Origin of the sequence: Exiguobacterium sp. B2(2022) (assembly GCF_028823655.1) — a bacterium.
GTDB classification, from domain to species: domain Bacteria; phylum Bacillota; class Bacilli; order Exiguobacteriales; family Exiguobacteriaceae; genus Exiguobacterium; species Exiguobacterium aestuarii_A.
The window spans coordinates 20,556-44,084 of the sequence record NZ_JAPEHX010000018.1; the positions used below are offsets into that span (position 1 = coordinate 20,556).

Genomic DNA, 23,529 nt, shown 5'->3' on the forward strand with positions numbered 1-23,529 from the left:
CCTAGTTTTTATCTTTGAACAGGTAGCGGACGAGTAGTTTCACATAAGCTAACGCTTCACGGATCACGTATCGCCCTTTTGCGAGTGGCGGAGTCGGTGCATACAGGGCATCGCTCTCGAGCTGGAAATAGAGCCTCGCAATGAGACGTGCCCGCGGGACATGAAAGTCATTCGTCACGATGGTAAGCCCCGCCTCACCTTGCCAAAACGGACGACTGTGCTGAAAGTTCTCAATCGTTGAGGTAGAGGTCGCTTCGACATGGATCCGGTGTGGTTCAATGCCTCGTGCCATCAGTTCTCGTTCGATCACAAGTGCCTCGGCCATGCCTTCGTCAGGTCCTTGTCCCCCAGTTGCAATGAGTTCTACAGTTGGATGCGCCTTCGCATAGTCAGCCGCGATGTCAATCCGATGTCGGAGCGCTCTCGATGGAGAGGTACCGTTGACCTTCGCTCCAAGAATCAATACGAAGCGATAATCCCCCGTTGCGTTCATTCTCATGTGGTCACCTACATTTCATACTTTCTCTTTTAACCATACTCTAAAGAAAGAAACGAATGCACGGATTCGGCACTTTTACAAATTTAAGTAAATATGTTGGGATTAATATGAAATAATATTCCCAATATCCAAAAAATGTTTTATGATAATGGTAATGAGACTTTGAAAGGAGGACAGGTGACCCATGACTGATTCTGATAAATGGTTATCCACCCGCTTCTTATATACACGTGATGCACGACTGTTTGCAGAGATTGAAGTCATTGAGCTCGATCCGTCACACTATAAGTTCGTCATTCATCCGACACCGCTCGGAGCCGATGAATCGTCTTATATGCGACAAGGTCCTCTCGACTCGGATCACCTTCCCTCTGCGTTCGCCGATGTGAGTCGTGTGTATGCAAGACAGCTTGATTGTTTACGTGCCGCAACCCGACTCGTGTCGTCGATTGGACCGGCCCGCTTTACCGCTCACTAAAACGTTTAGAGTGACGTCATGTCGCTTTAAACGTTTTTTGTATCACTTTGCTGATACATAATTGTTACAGTTACAGAAGCAAATATATGGTAGAATGAGACTCGGATTAATCTAGTAACAAAGGAGTTCTCTATGCAAAACTTAAAAGTTGATTCTCATAAACAGGACCCCCGCTCCAATCGAAAAAGACGCAATCATCCGAAGATCATCCTTCAACTCGTATTGATTTTATCCTTTGTCGCCTTTTTGATTGCAGGCGCCTATTTGACGCTCTCTTCTGAGAAACGAGACGTGTCTGATATGGAAAACCGCAAGCTTGCACAAAGTCCGGATTCTCCTACATTTGCACACATCATGTCAGGTTCATATATGAAACAAACCGAGTCTTTCGTCACTGATCAAATCTTCAATCGCGATGCTTGGATCAGCTTAAACGCCTTTTTAAATAAAGATGTCTTTAAGCAAACCGTCAAAAACGGAATTTACGTGTCAGATGACGGGACGATGGAATCTCCGATGAAAGAGTCGATTGATACGGATACGCTCGTGAACGACTTGACGACGTTTACGTCCCGCCTTGAAGAGCGTGGCACCGAGGTGTATTTCGGACTCGCTCCGAACAAGGCTTCGATGGCGAGCGTCGAACCTCATATGCCGGACTATATGGGCAATGAAGCCCCTCGTATTTACAAAACGGTCCGTGATCAATTGACGACGGTGCCCGGTCTGAACGTGATGGATTATCGGAAGTCATTGAACGAAGCGCAACAGTTAAGTGACGTCTTTTTCAAGACCGACTATCACTGGAACATGAACGGGGCCTATGCGGCCTACGCACAGACGGTCAACACGATGTCAAAAGATCATCCTGAAATGGGTCTAACCTTAAAACCGAACCAGCTTCGGACGAAAACGCATGAACAGCCTTACTACGGTTCATACGCACGAAGCACGACACTCCAATACGTGAAAGGTGGTGACACGTTCGAATGGATGGTACCGAAAGAAGGCTTTACGCCGAGTTCGGTCTGCTTCAATCGGACGACACCTTGTAAACCGATCACGAGCATCATCAACAAAAAGCCGCTCAAATCGGAAGAAACGTATACGGAGATGTATTCGCTCTTCCTCCATCGGAACTGGCCAATCGTGACGATGGACCAGGAACAACCGATCAATGACACACGGACACTCATCTTGAAAGACTCGTATGCGAATCCGATGCTCACCTTGTTACCTGAGCATTTCGGACATGTATCAATCATTGATGTCCGTCACTTCGACGAGTCTTCTATCGAATCCTATGTGACTGAAAACGACATCGACGTCGTCTTGTTCATCCACAACGTCAACTTGAACGAGTTCGTGAACCTGTATCATGAAAAATTGAATGAACCCACATAAAAAGTCGTTCTCCATTGTGAGAACGACTTTTTACACGTCATACAAGTTTTGTTTGACTCGTCTTTTCGGCGACCCTGCTTTCCGCAGAGAGTCCCGGAGCCGCATCGCAAACATCGCTGCTGGGTCTCCGTCGGACTCTTATTCTGCAGGAGTCAGGTCGCCACGGACGAGTCAAAACCTTGTACTCTCTTTTTTCGTTAGAATCTGAAATAAATAAACGGGTTAAAGCTACTTGCGACGACATACGAAATCGCAAAGATAAAGATGGTTGCCAAGAATCCGATGCGCATGAAGCCAGCCGTGTAGTTGACCCATAGTTTTCTACTGTTTTGTTCAAGCAAGAGCACCTTCTCGCCGAACCATTTCGGGATCGGTGTCGCAGCAATCATCGCAATGGATAGAATCACCCCGTATTGAACGAAGTAGAACATTGCTTCATGATCCCATACCGGCCCACCGTTCAAATGGAACATCGCCGACAAGTACGAAAGCGCATATGGGAAGTTATCGGCTCGGAAGAAGACCCAACCGATAATGACAACAAATAGCGTGAACGCATGCGCAAGCGCCGCTGGGAGCGCTTTGAGCCAAGCACCGAGGAACGCCCGCTCCAACATAATGAATACGCCATAGTAGGCGCCCCATGCGATGAACGTCCAACTCGCACCGTGCCAGACACCGGTCAGTACCCAGACGACCGCTAAGTTGCGATAGAGCTTCCACGCACTGCCTCGATTCCCGCCGAGCGGGATGTATACGTAATCTCGGAACCAACTACCGAGTGAGATATGCCAGCGCCGCCAAAATTCAGAGACGGACTTCGAGATATACGGATAGTTGAAGTTCTCGAGGAAGTGGAACCCAAACATCCGACCTAACCCGATGGCCATATCGGAATACCCGGAGAAATCAAAGTAAATTTGGAGCGAATAGGCGATAATTCCAATCCAGGCGAGCCCCATCGACATGTTGTCTGTACTTTGTGAGAAGATCTGGTCTGCCACATATCCAGCATTGTTCGCGAGAAGCATCTTTTTCGCCAAACCGATGACAAACCGTTGCACCCCGCTCGCAAAGTCATCCATCGTCTCTTTACGATCATTGATTTCATCTGCGACCGTCTGATAACGGACAATCGGTCCGGCAATCAATTGCGGGAACAAGGAGATGTATAAAGCAAGGTCGAGAGGGTTCCGTTGAACTTTCCCATCCTTCCGGTATACATCGATCACGTAACTCATCGCTTGAAAGGTGAAGAAGGACACCCCAATCGGGAGCGGGATTTTCGGGTCGGTCAATTCGAGTCCCGTGATGGCGTTCACGTTTTCGATGATGAAGCTCGTGTATTTGAACACAGACAACAGCAATACGTTGGCCGCGACCATGAGCCCGACGATCCACTTCGCTTTCTTCTTGTCTTCCCGATAGCGGTCAACATAGATTCCGAACAAATAGTTCATCGCAATCGATGTCAGCATAACGGCTGTATAAATCGGTTCCCCCCAAGCGTAAAACAAGAGACTGGCAATCAGCAGAATCGTGTTTTTCAAAAAGCGTGGAGATACATAGTATAAGATCAAAACAATCGGTAAAAACCAAAATAAAAAAATCGTTGAACTGAAAAGCATGGATTCCCTCCTTTCTCAAAAAAAGAATAGACTGCCCCGAGGGACAGTCTATCATCAATCAACGTGTGAAACGTTCGACGATTGCGTCGACGATTCGGCGTGACGCCTCCCCGTCCCCGTAAGGGTTAGACGCTTTTGCCATACTTTCATATGCGGCTTGATCCGATAACAACTCATCGGCGAGTCCGAAAATGACTTCTTCCTCGACTCCAGCGAGTTTCAACGTTCCTGCTGCAACGCCTTCCGGACGTTCTGTCGTGTCACGAAGAACGAGAACCGGTACACCGAGTGACGGTGCTTCTTCTTGTACGCCACCTGAATCTGTCAAGATGAGGTGCGAACGTGATGCGTAGTTGTGGAAATCAAAGACATCGAGCGGTTCAATCAAGTGAACGCGGTCTAAGTCATTTAAGATTTCACCAGCAAGTTCGCGTACGATCGGGTTCATGTGAACCGGGTACACGACTTCGATGTCATCGTACTTTTCAATCAAACGACGAACCGCGCGGAACATGTTGCGCATCGGCTCTCCAAGGTTTTCACGACGGTGTGCCGTCAAGAGGACGAGACGCTTGTCTTGCCCCGTGATCTCGTTGAGTAACTCACTGTCATAGTCTTCTTGAACTGTCGTTTTCAAGGCATCGATTGCCGTATTCCCTGTCACGAAAATATCGGCTTCTTTCTTGTTCTCACGAAGCAAGTTTTCCGCTGACGTGTCCGTCGGAGCGAAATGAAGGTCTGCCATGACGCCTGTCAATTGACGGTTCATTTCCTCAGGGTAAGGTGAATACTTGTTGTATGTGCGAAGCCCTGCTTCTACGTGACCGATTGCAATCTGGTTATAGAATGCAGCGAGTGATGCCGCGAACGTCGTCGTCGTATCACCGTGAACGAGAACGATATCCGGTTTCGCTTCTTTCATGACTTCGTCGAGTCCGTGAAGGACACGTGTCGTCACATCGAAGAGCGTTTGGTTTTTCTTCATCACGTCCAAATCATAGTCCGGTGTGATTTTGAAAAGTTGAAGGACTTGATCGAGCATCTCACGATGTTGAGCTGTGACGACGACAATCGGTTCGATCCCTTCACGTTGTTTGAGCTCTAACACGAGCGGGGCCATTTTGATAGCCTCAGGGCGTGTACCGAATACGGTCATAACTTTAATCATACAGATTCTCCTTTAAGCGTTTTTCGCGGCAAGATAATCGTCTCACCGACATCATCTTGGTCCACAATCGTCGTGCGTTGCGCCATCTTCTGTTGCTTGAATTCCGATTGACGCTTCGCATCCAACGTGCGGAACCATTTCAAGAATTTCATATACTCGTCTGCGACCTCATCCACGGGTCCATATTCGCGAATCTCTCCGTACTCGAGCCAGATGGCTTGTGTACAGAATTGACGCACTTGGGATACCGAGTGACTGATAAAGAAGATCGTCTTCCCTTGATCTTTGAACTCGTTCATCTTGACGAGACAACGATCGGTGAACGTTTGGTCCCCAACGGACAACGCTTCATCGATGACGAGAATATCAGGGTCGATGTTGATGGAGATGGCGAAGCCAAGACGTGACTTCATCCCGCTCGAGTACGTTTTAACCGGTTGATCGATGAAATCGCCGATATCGGCAAACTCGATAATTTCCGGGGTAATGTCTTTGATTTGCTGCTTGTTCATCCCGAGCATGAGACATTTCAGTTCAATGTTCTCCATCCCAGTCAAATTGCCGTTTAGTCCAGAGGAGATGGCAATCAATGACGGTTTGCCTCGAAGCTCGATGCGTCCGTGTGTCGGTGGAATCACGTCAGAGAGAAGGTTCGACATCGTCGATTTCCCAGAACCGTTAATCCCTAAAATCCCGACGACCTCTCCGGGCGGAACTTCGAACGTCACATTACGAAGCGCATAAAACTGTTTCCCGTTCGCACGGTTGAACAAGACTTCTTTCAATTTATCACTTTGCTTACGATACAACGTGTATCGCTTCGAGACATTTTCGAATTTGACTTGATAGCTCATACGTCACTGCTCCTTAAATATAGTCGATAAAGTAGCGACGGAAACGCACGTGAATCGCTGAACCAATGAGGAACGTCACGAGGGTGAAGCCCCAGAAGTAAAGACCATAAGTGAGATTTTGCATAATCCAATCCGTTCCGAGGAACATCGAGCGATAGCCTTCCACGAGATAGTAGAGCGGGTTGGCCATCAAAATCAATTCCAGTTTCCCAGTCGGTTGCCAAAAAATCGGTAATAGATACAGCATCATCCGAATAATTTGTGACAGCAAATTTTGAAAATCTCGGATGATTGTGGCTAATGCGGAAGTCAACAGTGCGAACGCATATAAAAACGCAAGCGCACTAAACAGTAAGTACGGGAGGAACAAGATGTTCCATCCTTCACTGATCCCAAACGCCATCATTAAGATAAAGGCGATGACGACCATGGCCACGTGTCGGTATAGCTCCGACAAAATGACATAGGCCGGTATCGTACTGATTGGAAAACTCATCTTCGAGACGAGGGCAATCTTAGAAAAAACGGATCGAGATCCGCTGACAATGGCCGGTCCAAAGAAGAACCATGGCACAATCCCTGAGACGAGCCATGGTAAGAACGGGACATCCCCAACGTCTCGACCCGCACGTAAACCGAATCCGAAGACGAGCCAATAGATGGCGATTTGAATAATTGGTGTGATGATTTCCCACAAGTAGCCAAAATACTGCATCGAGTAACGACTTTTCGTTTCATAGACAGAGAGTCTCAAAATGAGATAGAGACTCTCCCAAAGTTCAATGAAAACTTGTTTCGATGCTTTGATCATATTGGGCACCTAACGGTTTAGGCCAACGTGACTTTCCCGTTGACGTAGTTGTAAAGGTTTCCGTAGTTTACAACGGCAAGGTCGCTGTCATCGGCCTTCACGATATTACGCGTGTCGAAGATCATCGGGCGACGCATCGCGCCGTTCAATTCTGCGAAGTCGAGTGCTTTGAACTCGTTGTGGTCAACGAGGACGAGGACGAGGTCCGCATCTTGGATCGCTTCTTCTTTCGAGACGAGGTCGAAATGTTTCGAAGAAGAGACTTCGACGTGTGGGTCGTGGACGGCTACGTTCATGCCGTCAGCGAGCATCAATTCGATGATGTCGACCGCTGGGCTTTCACGCATGTCGTCAACGTTTCCTTTGTACGTCACGCCGAACGCCGCGATTTTCGCGTTGTCTTGTCCTGCGACGAGTTTCTTGACGTTCTCGACGACGTAAGCCGGCATCGATACGTTCGTGTCACGTGACAACTTGATGATCTTCGCGAGTTCTGGTTGCTTCGCGACGATGAAGTATGGGTCGACCGCGAGACAGTGACCACCTACACCCGGTCCTGGGCTATGCAAGTTGACGCGTGGGTGTTTGTTTGCCATCTCGATGACGTCAAGCACGTTGATGTCGAGGGCGTTACATACTTTCGCGAGTTCGTTCGCGAGGGCGATGTTCACGTCACGGAATGTGTTTTCCATGAGTTTAGACATCTCAGCTGTTTTCGCATCCGTCTTGATGATTTCACCTTTGACGAACGTGCCGTACACTTTCGCACCAGCTTCTGCACATGCTTCCGTGATCCCACCGACGATACGGTTGTTGTGAACGAGCTCATGCAAGATTTGTCCTGGGAGGACGCGCTCTGGGCAGTGTACGAGGAAGATGTCTTCGCCGACTGTGAATCCAGCAGCTTCGACGAGCGGCTTCACATGGTCGTCCATCGTACGTGGCTCGATTGTTGATTCCACGATGATGACGTTTCCTTTTTCAACGTGTGGAAGCACGCGTTTCGTTGCTTCAAGAACGTACGTAAGGTCACATGATTTGTGCTCGTCGTCGTTGTTTGGTGTCGGTACCGCGATGATGAACGCGTCCGCTTTTTCTGGCTCGAGTGACGCACGGAATTTACCGTTTGCGACAACTTCTTTCACGACTTCACCAAGACCTGGCTCTTCGATGTGAATCTCGCCACGGTTCAATTTATCCACGACGGACTGATGAATGTCTACACCGAGTACGTCTACGCCATACTGGGCGAAAACGGCTGATGTAGGGAGTCCGATATATCCTAATCCGATTGTACAAACTTTCATAATTGAAATAACCTCCATAGATTAGTGACACGTGTCACCGAATGTTGCAAAACATTTCATATTGTTTAGGATTTCACCAAAAATCAAACCCATTATACTCCCGATACGAATTGAGAAGCAATTACATTTTCATGACAATACTGTATTAACGGGATGGGACCGAGTAAGATTTTACACCTAAATGATGTTCTGTGCATAATGCGACGGCACGCACATCCCCACTACTATAACAAACTTCAGGCAATATTGACCAATTCGGTAGCGACATATTCGCAAACGTCAGTCGCTCAAATTGTTCATCCGTCACATGGCTCCGCAGTTCCTGACGCGTATACGGCGCCATCAAATAGACACGGATGACGACGTCTTCGGGGAATTCGGCAATGAGTGTGCCGGCCCGCTCGAGGTGTTCGCCGATGACGATCCCCCGTTCCGCTGCATGTTGATTCAATATACTAAATGAAAAATAACGAAGCGCTGCTTCCCGTACCGACGCACGGATATACGCGCGTTGTTCAGGAACCGTCTCATAAAATAAACTCATCATCGAGGTCTGAGCGTCGATTTTTCGCTCGATGAAGCGTCGAATCGAGGCTTCCATCGTCGGAATGGCATCGAGCCGCTTGATGACGGAAAGACGTTGGTCGACCGAAAAATCTTGGCTGACCGCTTGGCGAGAGACAGAACGTTCTCGCACTTGGCGATAATAGATCGCATCCGTCTCGGAAGGCAATATCTTCACTTCAGGCGTATACGTGGAGAACAGCGTTGAGAAATAAACGACATCTTCCCCGCTCCTTAAGGTCGGTTCGTAACGCACTTGTTTCGCATAGACGGCCGGGACAAGTTTACACGCGTTGAGCGTCAAGAGTTGTGACATTTGCTCGTACGTCGTCTCTTGTCCTGTCAGGCGTTCGAACTCCCGATGGAGGGGTGAAGGAAGTGCTTCGCCCGATGGACTGCGGTCTTGAATATCGGCAATCACGATTCGATTCGGTAATGCTTGTTCGAATAGTCGCTCGACGTAAGTCGGGCTGAACGTATCGTCCTCGTCTAAAAACGTCACATACTGCCGTGTCGACGCGTCAATGCCTTGATTTCGGGCGATGCTGACATTCGCCTCTTCAACTTCGAGACGGACGACGTCGACATCTCGACCGAACGACTCACTGACGGTTCGCAATGCCTCACGGTTCGGACCGTTGAAGACGAGCACCCATTCAATCAATGAGGCATGGATCGTTTGAGCTTCTAGTGACGCAAGGCAAGCACGCAACAATTCTTCCGAATCATGTGAAGCGACGATGACACTGACGCCACGTTTGATGGAAGAACCGTCGAGCCAATTCGGGGTCGGCATCGTCTCAAAGTGACGATTGACGGTCTGGACCCATGCCTTTTTCTCCAATTGGATGTCGTTTAGCTGTTCCTCATACGTTTTCATGATGGATTCCCTTCACGCTCAATCTTTGTGATGAGCTTACCGGCGAGCGGGATGGCTTTCGCACGATCAATCACATGCTTCATCCGCTCCACTTCTTCCGTCATCGTCTTCACTTTATTCTGCTCAGAAGCTGCCGTCTTCCGCCACTTTTCGGCGTTCGCTTGGGCTTGACGCAATTCTTTTTCGAGTTCTTTCATCTTTTGGACCGTGTTTTCTTTTCCACGAATCTGTTTCGCGCCCTCTTCGAGCACTTCTTGTTTCAACGTTTCCATCTGGTCTGTCATCATTTGCAACTGCTCACGTAAAAAAGCATTCTCACGTTCTACATATTCAACTTGTTGACGTTCCATACTCGATGTCCTCAGCTTTCTATGTCCCATGCACCCATTCGGAGACGGACCGCATGTTGATCATTTTGGAATTTAATGGCGAGCTTCACATATTTGGCGTCTAACTCTTTCGGGACACGTTGTTGCAACGTGTTCATGCCCGTCCGAAGCGTTTGACCAAAGGCTGCCTTCTTCAAGTTTTTCTTCGCATCATATTGCATGATGTAGAGTTCGATCGGCGTGTCTTCATCTGACAACAATTCAATCGTCCCTGACACGTGGATGAACGGTGCGTTCCCGAGCGTCGCATCCTTTAAGAACTCACTCGATGGAGGTGAACTGAAGCTCTGGTTGAAGAGCTGGATATATCCATTCTCTCCATGTAACGGCTCGACGTCGACCTCTGCCTTGAATTGATTCTCCCTCAGACTGAACAACTCTGTGTTGAACGGGACGAAATAGTGATAGATGAACGGTTTGATCGTCACCGATCGCGGTTGGTGCGCTTCTGGAATCTCCAGTTCGACCTGTTCCGCCTCAATCGCCGTCTCCTCTAACAAATGCGACCAGTTTTGAGCCGTCCAGTCATTCCAGATGGAGACGACCTGATGGTTCGGCTTGTCGCCCTTCGGCATCGCTTGGTGAACGGAGTCTTCCACTTGGAGAAGTTCGTGCATCCGTTCGACTTGGCTCGGCACGACCGCATCGAGCATCAATCGCCAGTTCAGCGGCGCCGGCGTCACGGTCGGTAAAAGCGGCGAATCGCTCCATGCGAAACTCTCTTTGACCAGGTGGGGAGGCGTCGGACCGAACACCTCATCGAAGGCAACCTTCATGAGGTGACCTTGTCGTTTCAATTCATAGGGCGCTTCGAGAATATGGCGCAACACGTCACGGTCGAACAGTGGTTGAACGAGCAACATCTCATCCATGAAGCCTTGTCGTGCATACGCATGGAAGTGCTCCACTTTCAACTCGAACCACGCCGCCTCGAGACGTCCGCTCCAATCACGGTCTTCGTACGTATCAAACAACCGTTCTAACATCGCCTCGACTTGTTCGCGCTCTGCTTCACCAAACCCTTCGAACGGACGAATCGCCCGTCTCGAGAGCTGTTGTTTCGCCTCATGCTCATCCATCGTCTCTTTTAAGAAAATATGCTTGCCGTAGAGCCAGTCCGAACCGTGTTTCCCGATTTCAACGTAGTCCGTATCACGTGCCCGTCCAGTCGGAATCGATTCATATGCGCTCAAGTTTCCTTCTGTCGCATCGAACGACTGGGCCACTCGTTTCGATAATGACAAGTGGAGATCTGTGACAGGCGGCTCTGCCTCGACAAGTTCGGCTCCTTCAAATAACTGACGTGCCAGTTCTGCCTCGTTCCCATCTAATGAAGGAACGTGAAGGCGTACTGTCTTCCCTGCCTCGAGTGCAAGCTTGGTGAAGACGAGGTCAAACGCCGAACCCGCAAACGGAAGATTTACCGTTTGATAAGGTGGAATCGAGTGACGTAACGCCTTGATCCACGTCGCATCAAAATCTTCCCGTAATGTGTTCGTCCCCATCGGCAGATCGTCCCATTTCTCGATGGTCACGTCCCCATCTTTGACAGTGAGACGCTCGCCTGCAGCGAGTCGCTTCACGCCTTCGATACGTGAGTTACGTCCAAACACATGACCTACAAATCGCATTTGCGAGACAGCTTCAGACGACACTTCCGTTTTACCGGCCCGCTCTGCCACTTGACGGAGCGATGTACCGACGACAATCGGGTCCGTCGTGTAGTAGACCGGGATGACGTTATTGAATGGGACCGATACGGTAAACGTCTCTTCGAATTGAAGGGAGATATAGTGACCGTGTGGCTCGTCACGTGTTGCGTCAAACCAGCCGATGCGTGCATCGAGCGGTTCTTTCGACAACACATGGGTCACCCCGTCACGCTCTGTCAACTCGACGTGTCGGGTGGTGGCTTCATACAAAAAATAACTCATGGGATGCTCCCCTTCTCTTTGTTTTCAAAAGAAGCAAACCCGCGATGGCGGGCTTGCTGATTATGAATGGACGGCATTCAGTTCTGCTAGTAAGAGCTCCTCTAATTTCGGAGCGAGCGTTTCAATCGCGAAATGGTGATGCGCATACGCTTTATAGGCCTCTGTCGCTTCCAAGAGACGCGCTGAATCCCCTTTGAACGAACGGATGATGTCGACGCCTTCTAACACGTTTTCCATCAACACATCGTCCGGGTAAATCGTCTCACTCCCCGTCCAATGACGGATGATCGGATACGTACCAGACGTCATCGCTTCAGCCGGCGCCAAGTGGAAACTTTCCAAGTCACTCGTCGACAGCACGAAGCCGATTTTCGTCAACCATTCCGGAACGTCATCCCCGTGTCCATCGAAGCGAACGCTCTCTTTGAAGATTGGTTGCTCCAATCGCTCGAGCAAGCGGTCGTAGTAGGCACGCTCGTCTTCTCGCTTGTTGATCCAGTAGATGTCGTTTGGATGATGGCCTTTGATAAAGAGTTTGTATCGTGGGTCATCTTGTAACAACGTTTCGAGCATATCGAGCGCGAGGTCGAGACGCTTCAATTTCGGATTGACCCCGATCATCCCTAAGTGGAACGTCAAGTCTTCCGTTTCTTTCGGTTGGACGAGACGCTTCCCGTCGACGGCGTTATAAATCATCGTCATCTTGTGACGCGGGATGCGGAAGAGACGATACATCTCTTCAAGCATATATGGCGACACCAAGATGATGCGGTCGATGTTATGAAGGTTGTATTCACGTGGGAACGGTGTTTCTTTCTCTTGTCGGTGGATGCGAACGATCATCGTCTGATGCGGCTTCTTATGATGCGAGTACCAGACGGCGTTCCCGAGACCCCATTCACAGAAGATGATGTCTGCTTGCTCGAGACATGCCTTACTGTGATTCACGTCATGAATCTTATGTCCTTCCCATTGGTCGATCAAGACGTTGAAGCGCGGGTTGTTCTGGAAGTAGTCCATGAACAGGCGCAAGAACTTGAAGTCATGACCGGCGAAGAGAAGATTGATCTTCTTCATCGACCAAAGCTCGTCACGAAGACGTGCATACGTGTTACTGAACGTATAATACTGCGACATCTCATAGAGACGCTTTGCCGCGTCAGCGTACACCTCTTCGTCCGTGAGCGCGAGACGCGCCTTCTCGATGAATGCGTCTTCCGAGTTGACGAAGAGCGGATAGTCTTCCCCGAGAATGAGTTCGTGCATCGGGTTGCGGTTCAAGAGGACCGGTTTACCGAGCGAACCATATTCGAGCAATTTCGTCGAAAGCTCGAGACTTGCGTCAAGCTCTGGATGACGCCACGATACACCGATCGCACTACGGTCGATGAGCGTCTCGACGTCCGCACGCGGAATGCCTTTCAACCAATGAATCCCCTCTTCCGATTTCAGACGCGCTAACGTCTCTTGTTTGAAGTTCGGGTTGTTCGGGTCTTGGTTGAACTTGTCTCCCGCAATATGGAGCTCGGCCGGATACGTCTCGCGTAACTTCGCGAACGCATCTAAAATCTCGGTCGTGTACCAAAGCGGCGCGAACTTTCCTGTATAGACGAGGCGGTCGTTCGGTTTTGTGAACGTCGGCTGCGTCCCTTTCCCGTTCGGAATCATCGGATTCAAAATCAAGAACGGGCGGTCCGTCGGCAAGAACGACTCGAAGTACGTCTTCATCGCCTCGGTTTGGCAAAGCATCCGGGCCGAACGCGACGCAATCTGACGAAGGCGTGCGAGTTCTTCTTCCGACGCTTGTGTATGGTCGTGCGTAAAATCCGTGATATATGTCCACGTCTTCGCCATCGTCTGTTCATATTGAGACAGATCGTACGCCAACTGGAATCCACGGACGAACGCCAAGTCATAGCCGTCTTTTGTCATCAACTCGTCGATGACTTGTGCTGCCTCATCCGCTTGAAGGACGCCACGTTCGTGGTAAGGCGTCCCTTTCTTCGATGAGTTTGCTCCGAACAAATCGATGAAGCGAACGTTCGGCAACTCTCTGATGCCCGCCGTGACTTCTGGCTTGGTGATCGAGCGTTTGAGAAGGACATCGACGTGAATCGATGGGTCCTGCTTCAACATCGAGACGACGGAAGTCAGCCAGATGGCCGACCCGTCAATCAAGTTTAAGTTGACATCCCCATAAACGAGGACGCGAAGTGGTGTCGTCATAATTGTACCTCCTGAGCGACTGCTGTTGGCATCTCGCTCCCTGCTTTTACATATTGATACGGGTCTGTACTAAAGATTCGTTCACCGGATTGAGCCAACTCTTTTAACGTCGAGTCTGTTGCGAGGACGTCAAGCGCTTCCCGGACGCTATAGAAGCGGAGAACGTCCGGCTTCATGATCGAACGTGAAGGCGTCGCGTCGAACACATAGCGATATGTGCCATCCGAATCGACCTTCTCGAGTGAATCGTTCCAAGTGAAGTAGTCCTCTTTCGTCAAAATGTTCGCTTCCGCATAGCGCGTCGCCAACATGTAGTCGGAGATGTAAGAAGGACCATAGTAATCTGCCGTCTGAATGTAGGCCATCCAATCAAAGCCGTCCATGATTTCAGACAAGGCGTTGTACTGCGGCAAGTAGCTGAGCATGAATGTCGAGATATCCTCGGTGTTGTATGCCTCGTATACATCTAAATGTCCTTCGAACTTGTCGAGGAAGACGACGAGATGTTTGTGCTCGTAGTCCTGTGCACGGAACGTGTCGACGACACGGTTCATCTCTTCTGTCGAGCGGACGAATGCGACGAGCGCGACTTTCGGATGGTCGACACGATACGGGAGTCCGATCGTGCTGACGACTTGTGCGAGACGTTGCGTGTACGTGTGGTTCTTGAGCACGTGACGCATGCCACCCATCGCCACGTCCTCATAGAACGCATCGTCGGTGAGCAGTTTACGGAACGTTTCTTCGAGCATCTCATCGCCCTCATCGAGGAAGACATAGTCGCCGAGCATCTGTTTAACACCGACCGAACGCGTACTGACGACCGGTGTCGCACAAGCGAGTCCTTCAAAGACACGGCGCGAGAACATCGTCGGTGAATCGTTGACCGAGTTGACATTCAGCATGACTTTAAAGCCTTTATACGCTTTTGCGATTTGATTATATTTCAAGCTACCACGTATTGATTGACGGAACTGTTCAGGGAACTGAAGTTGGTCCGTCTCGCCACGCTGGTTCATCTCGTAGTTGCGGTCATAAATGACGAGACCATACTTGTCAGCAGCTGCGAACAAGCGGTCCATGTCAATCCGACGCGACTCGTGACGGTTGGCGTAATAAGAGCCCGCGAAACAAGCGTACGGTTCACGCGTTCCCGGAAGGCGAATCGGGTTATGCTCTTTCGGCTGTGCCGCAAACGGCAATGCGCCGACACGGTCATGCCCACAGTCACGCTTATAGTTCTCGAGGATGTTCGCATCCGTCGTATAGACGAAGTCAAAGCGTTTTGCCGTCTCGATGAAGCGATCGTAGTGAATCGGGTCCTCTTTGTTCCAAAAGACGGTCGGGACGTTGTTCAGACGGCACCAATCAAGGAGTGCATCGAGGTCTTCCCACGTGTTCGTCCCATACTTGACGATCTTCTTCTCCCACGTCTTGTCGTTCCCTTTCCATGCGGATTCGACCATGAGGAAGTCAGGCTGGCGGTCAGCCAAGACGGCTGGCCAATCGTCTGGTGAGAAGGTGATCAACTCACACTCCGGACGATACGATGCCGTCGTGAACTCATCGAAGATGGCCGCGACTTTCATCTCATGCAACTCACGTGGTGTCGTCTCAAACAGACGTGCCTCACGCGGGTCCACCCATTCCGGCACTTGCGTGCGGTCGGTGATAATCTCTTCACTGACGCGGATGCCTGTGACGAGTGTCTCACCTTGTCCATCCACACGAAGGGCGAAACGGAGGTAGCGGACATCTTTTCCGAACTCGAAAATCTTCTCGCTACCGAGCTGGACTTGTTGCATCGACAATCGTTCCGTCAGCGAATACGAAATGATATAAAGGACGACGCCTGTGTTCGCACCGAGCTCACCATCGACTGTGACACGATAGCGATGGTTCGGTCGGACAGTATACGGGTTCTCTTTCGGGAGAACCGTGAAGCGGTTATTCGTCTCCATGTAAGACACATAACGGCGCACATCCGGCTCGATGTCCAATACGAGACGAAGACCATTCGGATCTTGTTTCAATTTAATCGACTCCGGTGTCGGAATCGTCCAATATGTCGGATCTAAATCAAACTGCTCCGTACGACGGACGCTGTTCTCACGGATGACACCAAGCTTGAGGTCTGAAATCGCACCATCACCGTAGAAGCGGATGAAGTAGCGGACCGACTCGTGGCTAGGTGTCAGGCTCAAGACGTTACTGAAGCCGAGTGGCACTTCAATCAGTTGATCGCGCTCACCGTGTGCATACGTCGCCACAAACAATGTCGCTTTCGCCGTTTGAGATGCATCTCCTTTTAAATAGAAGCGATATACATAGTCGTCCATGTCGGCAAGCGAGAAGTCGATACCGCGCTTCGTATCCACGTGTGGAAGAGCCGCTTCTTGCACGCCGTAGTGCTCGTACTGACTACCTTGCCCTGTCACGATGATGGCCTCGTCTGAAAAGTCGACGAGGCGTCCAACAGGAGAGATTAATTCAAGCGTTGAGGCATCCAGCTCGATCATCGCGTCAAAGTCGGCATCGGCAACGGCACTACCCATCCCTTCCACGTTCCATAGCGGTTGGCCATCGACGAGGAGTGATTGGATGAGGGCGCGCCCCTTGCCTTGCGTTTGGATGACGAAGCGTGTCTTCGTCTCATTTTCACGAAGGGCGACCGTCGTGCGGACACCGTCACTCACACGGACGACACGTGTCCGTTCTTCGTCGTTATACAACATCACGAGTAGCGTGACTTCGATGTCACCACTCTTTTCAACGTTCAAGCTCGCGTCAAATTCACGAATCGACGGATTGAGCTGGAACGAATCCGGGCCAGGGACGCCGCGGAACGACGAGGCACGTTCGCCATACGTCAAAAATTGCTTCTCAGCCATCGTTGAAACGAGCGCTGCACCATCGAGTTCGTAGTTTGCAGATGTACGTGCGTACCAAGATGGGACGACCTCGACGAACTGTCTCGTCTGGACTTGCGTCTGTGTCCCTTTCATCAACCGACGACCGATGCGTTTGCCGCGCTGCATGCCTAGGTAGACACCGCGTTTCACTTTTCGTTTCCAACTCATGGGGGTTCCTCCAAATTCATTATGGCATCGTTTTCTCTTTAGCCGATGCCCTGTTATTTGAAACATCACGTTTCGACACCCATTGATTATAGCAAACGCTCAATTCAAAAGGCAAAATCAACTGAATGACAAATCGAATACAAAGAGGACATATGTTCAGAATGCTTCGATTATGATGAATTCACTGGAACTAACCTACTTTACAAACAAAAGAAGTTTCTTTTGAAATTCCCTTCGGCACACCGCTTTCCTGGGGCGGTCAGCGAGCCGCATCGCTTTCAGCTGCTGGGTCTCGCCTTGCCCGCTCTCCCCAAGGAGTCGGCGTGCCGTCGGTCATTTTCAGTCGATCATCGTCATACACCAAAATGAAATATAAAATCGCCCTCCATTTTCACTGAAAAATAGTATTGTGAGCTTTTCGGTAAATACTTATCCGCAGATACCTAGCAACCATACGTGACACTTCTTCGGAACTGATTGTGGAAAGAATGAGTAAAAATAGCTTTTCACTCAAAAAAACAGGGCACCCGATAAGGATGCCCCGCCTAAAAAATCTTATTTTGCTACGTCGACGATACGACCTTCAACCGTTGGTGTGATCTCACCAAGGTCGAGCATGTGGTCGCGGAGGTTTTCCCAGTCGCTAAGACCGAGGTCCGTTACACGTGCATCTTTGAATGCTGCTTCGAACTCGACATAGTTGTCGCCGCCCGTCGCTGTGTAGTAGTTCGTCGCAACTTTGTACATACCGCTCGGATCGATGGCAACATCCGTCGTTCCGTTGTTGTATGTCACTTTCACGATACGCTCGTTCGCTGGCTTCGAGCTGTCGAACTCGACTTTCAATCCTGATACTTGGAGGAAGCCGCCGCTCTCACGTGGGTAAACGCTCACGCTGCGCTCGAGTGCCGCGAGCAACTCAGAACCTTTGAGGTTCATGACAGCAAGCGTGTTACCGAACGGAAGGACTGTGATGACTTCACCTGTCGTGACAGGACCTGCATCGATGCTCGAACGAATACCGCCTGAGTTTTGAACTGCCGCGATGATGTCTGCATCGTAGTCTTTCGCTTTCGCGAGCATGCCGTCTGCGATCAAGTTACCGAGAGCTGTCTCTTGTTTACGTACACTTGGTGCTGAAATGTCACCTTCGTCACGTGGGTTTTCAAGTGCAGCTGTCAACGTGACACCAATCGGGTCGTTGCTGATCTTGTCGACATCTTCTTTAAATGGTGCGAGAAGTGAAACCGCGCGAGCGTCTGGCTCGAGTACTTTCACGTCGATCAACTTACCAGCATGCGAAACGATTTTTCCGTCTTTGTCGAACTCGACGTCAAGCGTACCGAGGAACTCACTGTACTGGAAGGCTTGGACGATGAGCGTCGGCTCTGTTTTATTTTCTGAGATGACGACAGGTGTGCTCAAGCGTGAATGCGTGTGGCCACCGATGATGACATCGATACCGTCAACGTTTTCAGCGAGAAGCAAGTCGTTGTCGACTGTCGGGTTGTCGTTGTAACCAAGGTGCGAGACTGCGACAATTTGATGGACGCCCATGTCTTCAAACGCCTTGACCGCTTTCTTCGCCTCATCGATATAGTTTTGGAACTTGATTGGACCTGGGCTAGCGATGTCAGCCGTTTCTTCTGTCGTCAAACCGAAGAATCCGACTTTTTTCCCGTCAACCACTTTGATGACGCCCTCATAGAGACGACCGTTGTAAGCCTTCTCAGTCGTTTCATCACGGTACAAGTTCTTCATGTACTGATCGCCAGAATAATCGACGTTCGAGCTGACGAACGGGAAGTTCGCATAACGAACGAATTGTGACAATTCTTTATGACCTTCTTCTGTTCCGAGGTCGAACTCGTGGTTACCAGGTACCATCAAGTCGTACTTCATGTAGTTCATCAACTTGAGGTCAGCTTGTCCTTTGAACTCGTTGAAGTAAAGTGAACCAGAGAAGACGTCTCCCGCATCGATCAACAAGCTATCTGGTTTTTCAGCACGAACTTGTTTGACAGCTGTCGCACGGTTCGGAGCGTACTTGAGCGCCGCATGCGTATCGTTCGTATGCATAATTGAGAGGTCGTATCCTTCTACTTTATAAGGAACGTCGAGTGTCACGGTGCGGCCTTTATGCGTGTAAGAAGCCGTCGCGACGAATTCACCAATCTTGTCTGTCGAAAGGTTTGTCCATTTCACCGGTTGACGGAGGACACGGTCGACGAATTGGATTTGAAGCGTGTTCAACTGGCCAGTCAATTGCTCGCCATGTTTGAACGTCCAGTCCCCTTTTGGAGGAATGATGGCTTTCGGATAGTTAACGACGCGTACTTTTTTCTCGAAGTACTGGTTCTTCCATTTAATGTATCCTTTAGCAACTTGATATGTACCGAGTTTGTCCATGTCGACTGTCGATTTGTACCAATAGATTTTGTTCCCTTGATACGTTTTGTCGAGCGCTGCGTCAAGATCCCCGTCTGTGACGAAAGCCGCTTTCAACTTGATTGTCTTTTTGGCAGGAGCCGCTTCTGTCACGACCGCCGGGGCGATCACCGATGCCGTGAGCGTTGCTGCGAGCATTCCTTGATAGAACTTGCGTGTTTTTGAGTTCAACATGCAGATATTCCTCCTTTGAATATGTATGAGTCGACCGTACCGAAGTCACACCCTCGATTTTCACCTCCTCTGACAGATGTCTGACATCAAGCCAATGGAAGCGATTACAAAACCTGTATAGACTTCATCTTTAAAGATACGCAATCTCACAAAATAACACAATTACTTTTCTGTAAATATTTCGTTATTTCTTGTCAGAATTGAAAAAGAAGATACCAATTGGCATCTCCTCCTCATTTCCTTATAGCGTCTCACTTATTTCCTCACTCACACCTTTCGGCATTTCGACGGTACGAGATTGACCGTTCGACAAGGAGTAGTTCACGACGTAAGCCGTCTCTGTCTCCATCACGTTCGAGAACGTGACGCGTGTCCCTGTCTTCGAAAGATGGAACAAGGTGACGAACGAGGTGCCTTTCCCAGTTTTTGTCGAAACGACTTGGTGACGTGGCTTCCATTCGAAATCACGATAGGCGACAAAACTCGGTTCGATTCGCACCGTCCCCGTCGAAGCGATTGGTAATTGAATCATCTGGAGTGTTCGCCCTTCCGCATCACGGAAAAGCATCTCGCCTTCACGCTCTTCGACCGGTTCAAGACCGACTCCGAGATGGAACCGTTGCGTGAACGGGACGCGGGCGTCACTTTGAATCGTATCCGCGACGAGCACGGTGCCGTCTAAATCGTGTGCGATGCTTCGCGTATGATGAATCCCTTGCCCCATCAAGTCACTGAATCCACTCGCACGTTGTAATCCATCGACTTCCTCGACCGAAGTGATCCCGCTTTTCCCGATCGTACTCGAATGGAGCGTGAGCTGACGAGATCCCATGTTCACCGTGTTGTGCGCTTCGACACGGACGGCAGTATCTCGCTCCGGTCGGTTCGTATACCCATATCGTCCGGTCTCGACGATGAAATCGCGTCCAAATCCGTACAGGTCGATGCTGAGATCATCTTGATGTTTATGGGCCGTATTATGGAACCCTGCCGTCATCATGAGCGAGACCGCATCGGCGAAGGGCTCATTCTCTCCCCAATGTTCGCGCAACACCGCGTATTGCGTATCGAGTTGCTTCACGCGTTCCGTCGGTCGCTCCCCTTCCGCTCCTCCCGTCACCGCATAGAGCAGTTCAGGATAGTCACGCAATGTCGAAATCATCGACGTCGTCCGCGGTTCCCCCGTCGTGTCTCCGAAGAGTGGAAGCGTCCGGTTCGGTTTCATCAAATGGACGAGCGTCTCTGGCATTCGTTTGACGGCCTCTAAGCGAGGGGATGTCACGAAGCCGTTCGCTTCGATCCATCGGTTGAAGCGATACAGCATCTCATACGTATACACCTGATAACCCGGCGAATGCTCCAGATGGACGTTGTCAGGACTTAAGGAGTGGTCCAACTGTGTCGTCAACCGCGTAGTCGCAAGCTCATTCCAAACACTTGATTGTTCAAGCTCAGGGAACGTCTGGGCGATATCGGTCAACGCCATATCTTGGAAGATCCCGTGATTGTGTCGCTCCCGATAAAACTTCGCGTCCGCCAGGATTTCGCCGTGCCCTTCGATCGTTCGGAGCACGCGGGCGCTGAACGCTGCGTCATTATTTAAAGGAGACTTCTTGTATTGATTCCAAAAGTTGATGAGATGAAATGTTCGAATCGCCGTCCCTTGTTGGTGATACGCGTTCGGGTAACGACGATACGAGTCGGTCGGATATTGCTTGACCCAACTATCGACGAATGCCTTTCCGTAAGCTAAATAGCTCGTGTCTTTCGTGTAGTGATACGCCATCGTCAGTTGGTTCAATACCATCCAGTACTGCATTTGGAACATGAACGACGTCGAATCGCCGACGGTGATGTCACGCTCCCAGTCGAACGTGTGAACGTCTTCCACGATTTGTTTGCCCGGGGTTGCCCCGACGCGCCACACCCCGTTCATGGCCGAGTCTGCTTGACTGACGGCTTGCGCTTTTGTCAGAAATCCATAGTAATACGGGACCTCACGTCTTTCGACACGCGCCGTATAGTTATGAAGCAATCGTTCGTATTGTCCGTCAGAGACGACAGCTTTTGTCAGAAGTTGAGCCTTTAACGGGATCTCTTGCTTTTTGACGTACGTGCGTCGCCCGTTCACCTCGACTTGATAATAGCCACCAGACACACCGACGACCGCATATTGTTCATTCGGAAGCAGTTTCCCGACCGGCTTCATCGTCTTATCCGGCAACAATCGATACACGGTTGTTTCTTTTGATACTTCTGTAAAGAACGGACGTGCCACCTCTTCTGCCCCAGCAGAAGTTGTCGTGAGAAGTAGCGCCGTGGATAAGAGCGCACCTTTTACATATGTATTCATCCAATACCTCATTTATCTTTTTTTTCCATCATACCATGACTAACAGTAAAATTTTTGAATAAGAAGTTAATTGTTTTTTATTAGATATTAACAAAAATAATATTGACATTTTTTTCTATTTAAATACTTAATGAGGTTCATCTATTTGTTATAGTTAAATCAAATCCAATTATGAAGGAGAAAGACGAATGAAACGAATTTTTCATCCCATTATCGCTATCATGCTGATTGTCGCAACGTTTCCATCAATCGCCTCTGCCGAAACATCTTACGAGACGATAAAATTAGTTTCTTTAAAGCAGTCTGCTTCTACAAAAGCAAAAACAATCATCACGATTCCAAAAGGAAAGACAGTCACTCACCTTTCTAATAAAGGGAGTTGGTCAAACATCCAATACGGTAAATATAAGGGCTTTGTCGCAAAACGTGATATTCGAAAAAAATCTTCTTCTAACAATGAAACACTTCCTCCACCAATTTATCAGTACACACAGTACGCTTCGTACAAAGGAGGAACAATCATTAGTATCTACGGAAAGAGTTATCAGATTGATGCTCCTTTACTACCATTCTTCAAAAAAAATGCACATGTACTCAATACGATTTTTGGAATACCCATTCTTAACAAAAACAAATTGATTGGATACAAGGAACTTCAATTTGACACGTTCCGTCCAAATCAAAACGGAAAAGTCGTTTCAATCCATATCGATCCGCAAGCTGCTCAAAAAATCGAAACCTTCGTAATTCCTGCGTACAGTTCTTTCAGTCCAACTTACAAAATCTTTGCGACTGCTCCCGTCAGACAAATTGCAACCTCGAGAACAGCCGCTAAAGAATTGTATGAGAAAACAACGCACATTGAGCTTTATGGCGGTCCGTTCCAACAAGTGGACCTTACAGGAGAAGTCAATGTGGCCGGCAAAGCCACTATTAACCGTCTCGTTTTACGAAAAGGTGATCTTTATCCATCTACCCACAGCTATACGTCCGGTATTGACCTATCTGGCACAATCACACATCTTGAGAGTTCGCACTCTGACGCACAAGTGACCATTGGAAAAACGACACTCATTCGTAACGTTAAAGGTGTTTCAACTTCTCAGGTACTAGACGGACAATTCGGATTGATTCGCGGAAAGAGACCGAACGCAGCAGTAGTGCAGGGTCGATGGATGAACGAAGATGAACGAAAGATTAGTGAATGGACAGAGTTACTTATGAAAAGCAAAGTCTCTGACTCAGATTTGTTAGCTTGGTTTGAACAAATCGATTTACAGGATGTGAATAAAACATACCTCCCCTCCTACCGTCTGGCTCTCGAAACAAATG

Annotated in this window: 15 protein-coding genes and 1 pseudogene; 3 read left to right on the top strand and 13 right to left on the bottom strand. The window is 49.4% G+C overall.

Going from position 1 to position 23,529, the window contains the following annotated elements; genetic code table 11:
• Nucleotide 1: 1 nt before the first annotated feature.
• Nucleotides 2-493 (bottom strand): YdcF family protein, encoded by a 492-nt coding sequence (locus ON063_RS05160; protein ID WP_274664454.1) that lies wholly within the window; start codon nt 491-493, stop codon nt 2-4.
• A 190-nt stretch (nt 494-683) separates the two neighbouring features.
• Here ON063_RS05160 and ON063_RS05165 point away from each other — a divergent pair, with 190 nt between their 5' ends.
• Both ON063_RS05165 and ON063_RS05170 read left to right on the top strand, forming a co-directional pair.
• Nucleotides 684-977 (top strand): hypothetical protein, encoded by a 294-nt coding sequence (locus tag ON063_RS05165; RefSeq protein WP_074036371.1) that lies wholly within the window; start codon nt 684-686, stop codon nt 975-977.
• Between the two features lie 132 nt (nt 978-1,109).
• A complete protein-coding gene (locus ON063_RS05170; RefSeq protein WP_274664455.1) occupies nt 1,110-2,381 on the top strand; it encodes an alginate O-acetyltransferase AlgX-related protein in 1,272 nt (423 codons plus the stop codon).
• Nucleotides 2,382-2,578: 197 nt separating this feature from the next.
• Here the strand turns inward: ON063_RS05170 and ON063_RS05175 are convergent, their stop codons facing one another.
• The 12 genes from ON063_RS05175 to ON063_RS05230 form a co-directional block, all read right to left on the bottom strand.
• Nucleotides 2,579-4,009, bottom strand: a complete 1,431-nt coding sequence (locus ON063_RS05175; protein WP_274664456.1) for an MBOAT family O-acyltransferase — start codon at nt 4,007-4,009, stop codon at nt 2,579-2,581.
• 58 nt (nt 4,010-4,067) lie between these two features.
• Nucleotides 4,068-5,177 carry a non-hydrolyzing UDP-N-acetylglucosamine 2-epimerase gene (wecB, locus tag ON063_RS05180; RefSeq protein WP_214874749.1) on the bottom strand — a complete coding sequence of 370 codons (1,110 nt, stop codon included), beginning with the start codon at nt 5,175-5,177 and terminating at the stop codon, nt 4,068-4,070.
• The gene (gene tagH, locus ON063_RS05185) at nt 5,174-6,031 is read right to left on the bottom strand and encodes a teichoic acids export ABC transporter ATP-binding subunit TagH (protein WP_214693933.1); all 858 of its coding nucleotides are present in this window, start codon (nt 6,029-6,031) and stop codon (nt 5,174-5,176) included. Before tagH ends, wecB begins: the two co-directional genes overlap by 4 nt.
• Nucleotides 6,032-6,044: 13 nt before the next feature.
• Nucleotides 6,045-6,842: an ABC transporter permease gene (locus ON063_RS05190; protein WP_274664457.1), complete on the bottom strand. Its 798-nt coding sequence runs from the start codon at nt 6,840-6,842 to the stop codon at nt 6,045-6,047.
• 17 nt (nt 6,843-6,859) lie between these two features.
• Nucleotides 6,860-8,149 (bottom strand): nucleotide sugar dehydrogenase, encoded by a 1,290-nt coding sequence (locus ON063_RS05195; RefSeq protein WP_214784195.1) that lies wholly within the window; start codon nt 8,147-8,149, stop codon nt 6,860-6,862.
• Nucleotides 8,150-8,294: 145 nt separating this feature from the next.
• Nucleotides 8,295-9,593, bottom strand: a complete 1,299-nt coding sequence (locus tag ON063_RS05200) for a glycosyltransferase (RefSeq protein WP_274664458.1) — start codon at nt 9,591-9,593, stop codon at nt 8,295-8,297.
• Nucleotides 9,590-9,943 carry a hypothetical protein gene (locus ON063_RS05205; protein ID WP_214761556.1) on the bottom strand — a complete coding sequence of 118 codons (354 nt, stop codon included), beginning with the start codon at nt 9,941-9,943 and terminating at the stop codon, nt 9,590-9,592. The genes ON063_RS05200 and ON063_RS05205 overlap by 4 nt, the downstream gene beginning before the upstream one ends.
• 11 nt (nt 9,944-9,954) lie before the next feature.
• Nucleotides 9,955-11,916, bottom strand: a complete 1,962-nt coding sequence (locus tag ON063_RS05210) for a hypothetical protein (RefSeq protein WP_274664459.1) — start codon at nt 11,914-11,916, stop codon at nt 9,955-9,957.
• A 60-nt stretch (nt 11,917-11,976) separates the two neighbouring features.
• Complete coding sequence (locus ON063_RS05215) at nt 11,977-14,142, bottom strand: glycosyltransferase (protein ID WP_274664460.1); 2,166 nt, start codon at nt 14,140-14,142, stop codon at nt 11,977-11,979.
• Entirely contained in the window at nt 14,139-17,222 is a 3,084-nt protein-coding gene (locus ON063_RS05220) for a CgeB family protein (protein WP_274664461.1), read from the bottom strand. Before ON063_RS05220 ends, ON063_RS05215 begins: the two co-directional genes overlap by 4 nt.
• 555 nt (nt 17,223-17,777) lie before the next feature.
• Complete coding sequence (locus ON063_RS05225; protein ID WP_274664462.1) at nt 17,778-19,844, bottom strand: bifunctional metallophosphatase/5'-nucleotidase; 2,067 nt, start codon at nt 19,842-19,844, stop codon at nt 17,778-17,780.
• A gap of 241 nt (nt 19,845-20,085) precedes the next feature.
• Nucleotides 20,086-22,197 carry a heparinase II/III family protein gene (locus ON063_RS05230; protein WP_274664463.1) on the bottom strand — a complete coding sequence of 704 codons (2,112 nt, stop codon included), beginning with the start codon at nt 22,195-22,197 and terminating at the stop codon, nt 20,086-20,088.
• A gap of 188 nt (nt 22,198-22,385) precedes the next feature.
• Between ON063_RS05230 and ON063_RS05235 the strand changes: the two are divergent.
• Nucleotides 22,386-23,529 (top strand): annotated as a pseudogene (locus ON063_RS05235) (hypothetical protein); the annotation flags it as partial.

Excerpts from the sequence above, each read along its gene's own strand:
- ON063_RS05200 (WP_274664458.1), bottom strand. The coding sequence starts at position 9,593 with ATGAAAACGTATGAGGAACAGCTAAACGACATCCAATTGGAGAAAAAG.
- ON063_RS05195 (WP_214784195.1), bottom strand. The coding sequence starts at position 8,149 with ATGAAAGTTTGTACAATCGGATTAGGATATATCGGACTCCCTACATCA.
- ON063_RS05170 (WP_274664455.1), top strand. The coding sequence starts at position 1,110 with ATGCAAAACTTAAAAGTTGATTCTCATAAACAGGACCCCCGCTCCAAT.
- wecB (WP_214874749.1), bottom strand. The coding sequence starts at position 5,177 with ATGATTAAAGTTATGACCGTATTCGGTACACGCCCTGAGGCTATCAAA.
- ON063_RS05190 (WP_274664457.1), bottom strand. The coding sequence starts at position 6,842 with ATGATCAAAGCATCGAAACAAGTTTTCATTGAACTTTGGGAGAGTCTC.
- tagH (WP_214693933.1), bottom strand. The coding sequence starts at position 6,031 with ATGAGCTATCAAGTCAAATTCGAAAATGTCTCGAAGCGATACACGTTG.
- ON063_RS05160 (WP_274664454.1), bottom strand. The coding sequence starts at position 493 with ATGAACGCAACGGGGGATTATCGCTTCGTATTGATTCTTGGAGCGAAG.
- ON063_RS05220 (WP_274664461.1), bottom strand. The coding sequence starts at position 17,222 with ATGAGTTGGAAACGAAAAGTGAAACGCGGTGTCTACCTAGGCATGCAG.
- ON063_RS05165 (WP_074036371.1), top strand. The coding sequence starts at position 684 with ATGACTGATTCTGATAAATGGTTATCCACCCGCTTCTTATATACACGT.
- ON063_RS05175 (WP_274664456.1), bottom strand. The coding sequence starts at position 4,009 with ATGCTTTTCAGTTCAACGATTTTTTTATTTTGGTTTTTACCGATTGTT.
- ON063_RS05230 (WP_274664463.1), bottom strand. The coding sequence starts at position 22,197 with ATGAATACATATGTAAAAGGTGCGCTCTTATCCACGGCGCTACTTCTC.
- ON063_RS05225 (WP_274664462.1), bottom strand. The coding sequence starts at position 19,844 with ATGTTGAACTCAAAAACACGCAAGTTCTATCAAGGAATGCTCGCAGCA.
- ON063_RS05205 (WP_214761556.1), bottom strand. The coding sequence starts at position 9,943 with ATGGAACGTCAACAAGTTGAATATGTAGAACGTGAGAATGCTTTTTTA.
- ON063_RS05210 (WP_274664459.1), bottom strand. The coding sequence starts at position 11,916 with ATGAGTTATTTTTTGTATGAAGCCACCACCCGACACGTCGAGTTGACA.
- ON063_RS05215 (WP_274664460.1), bottom strand. The coding sequence starts at position 14,142 with ATGACGACACCACTTCGCGTCCTCGTTTATGGGGATGTCAACTTAAAC.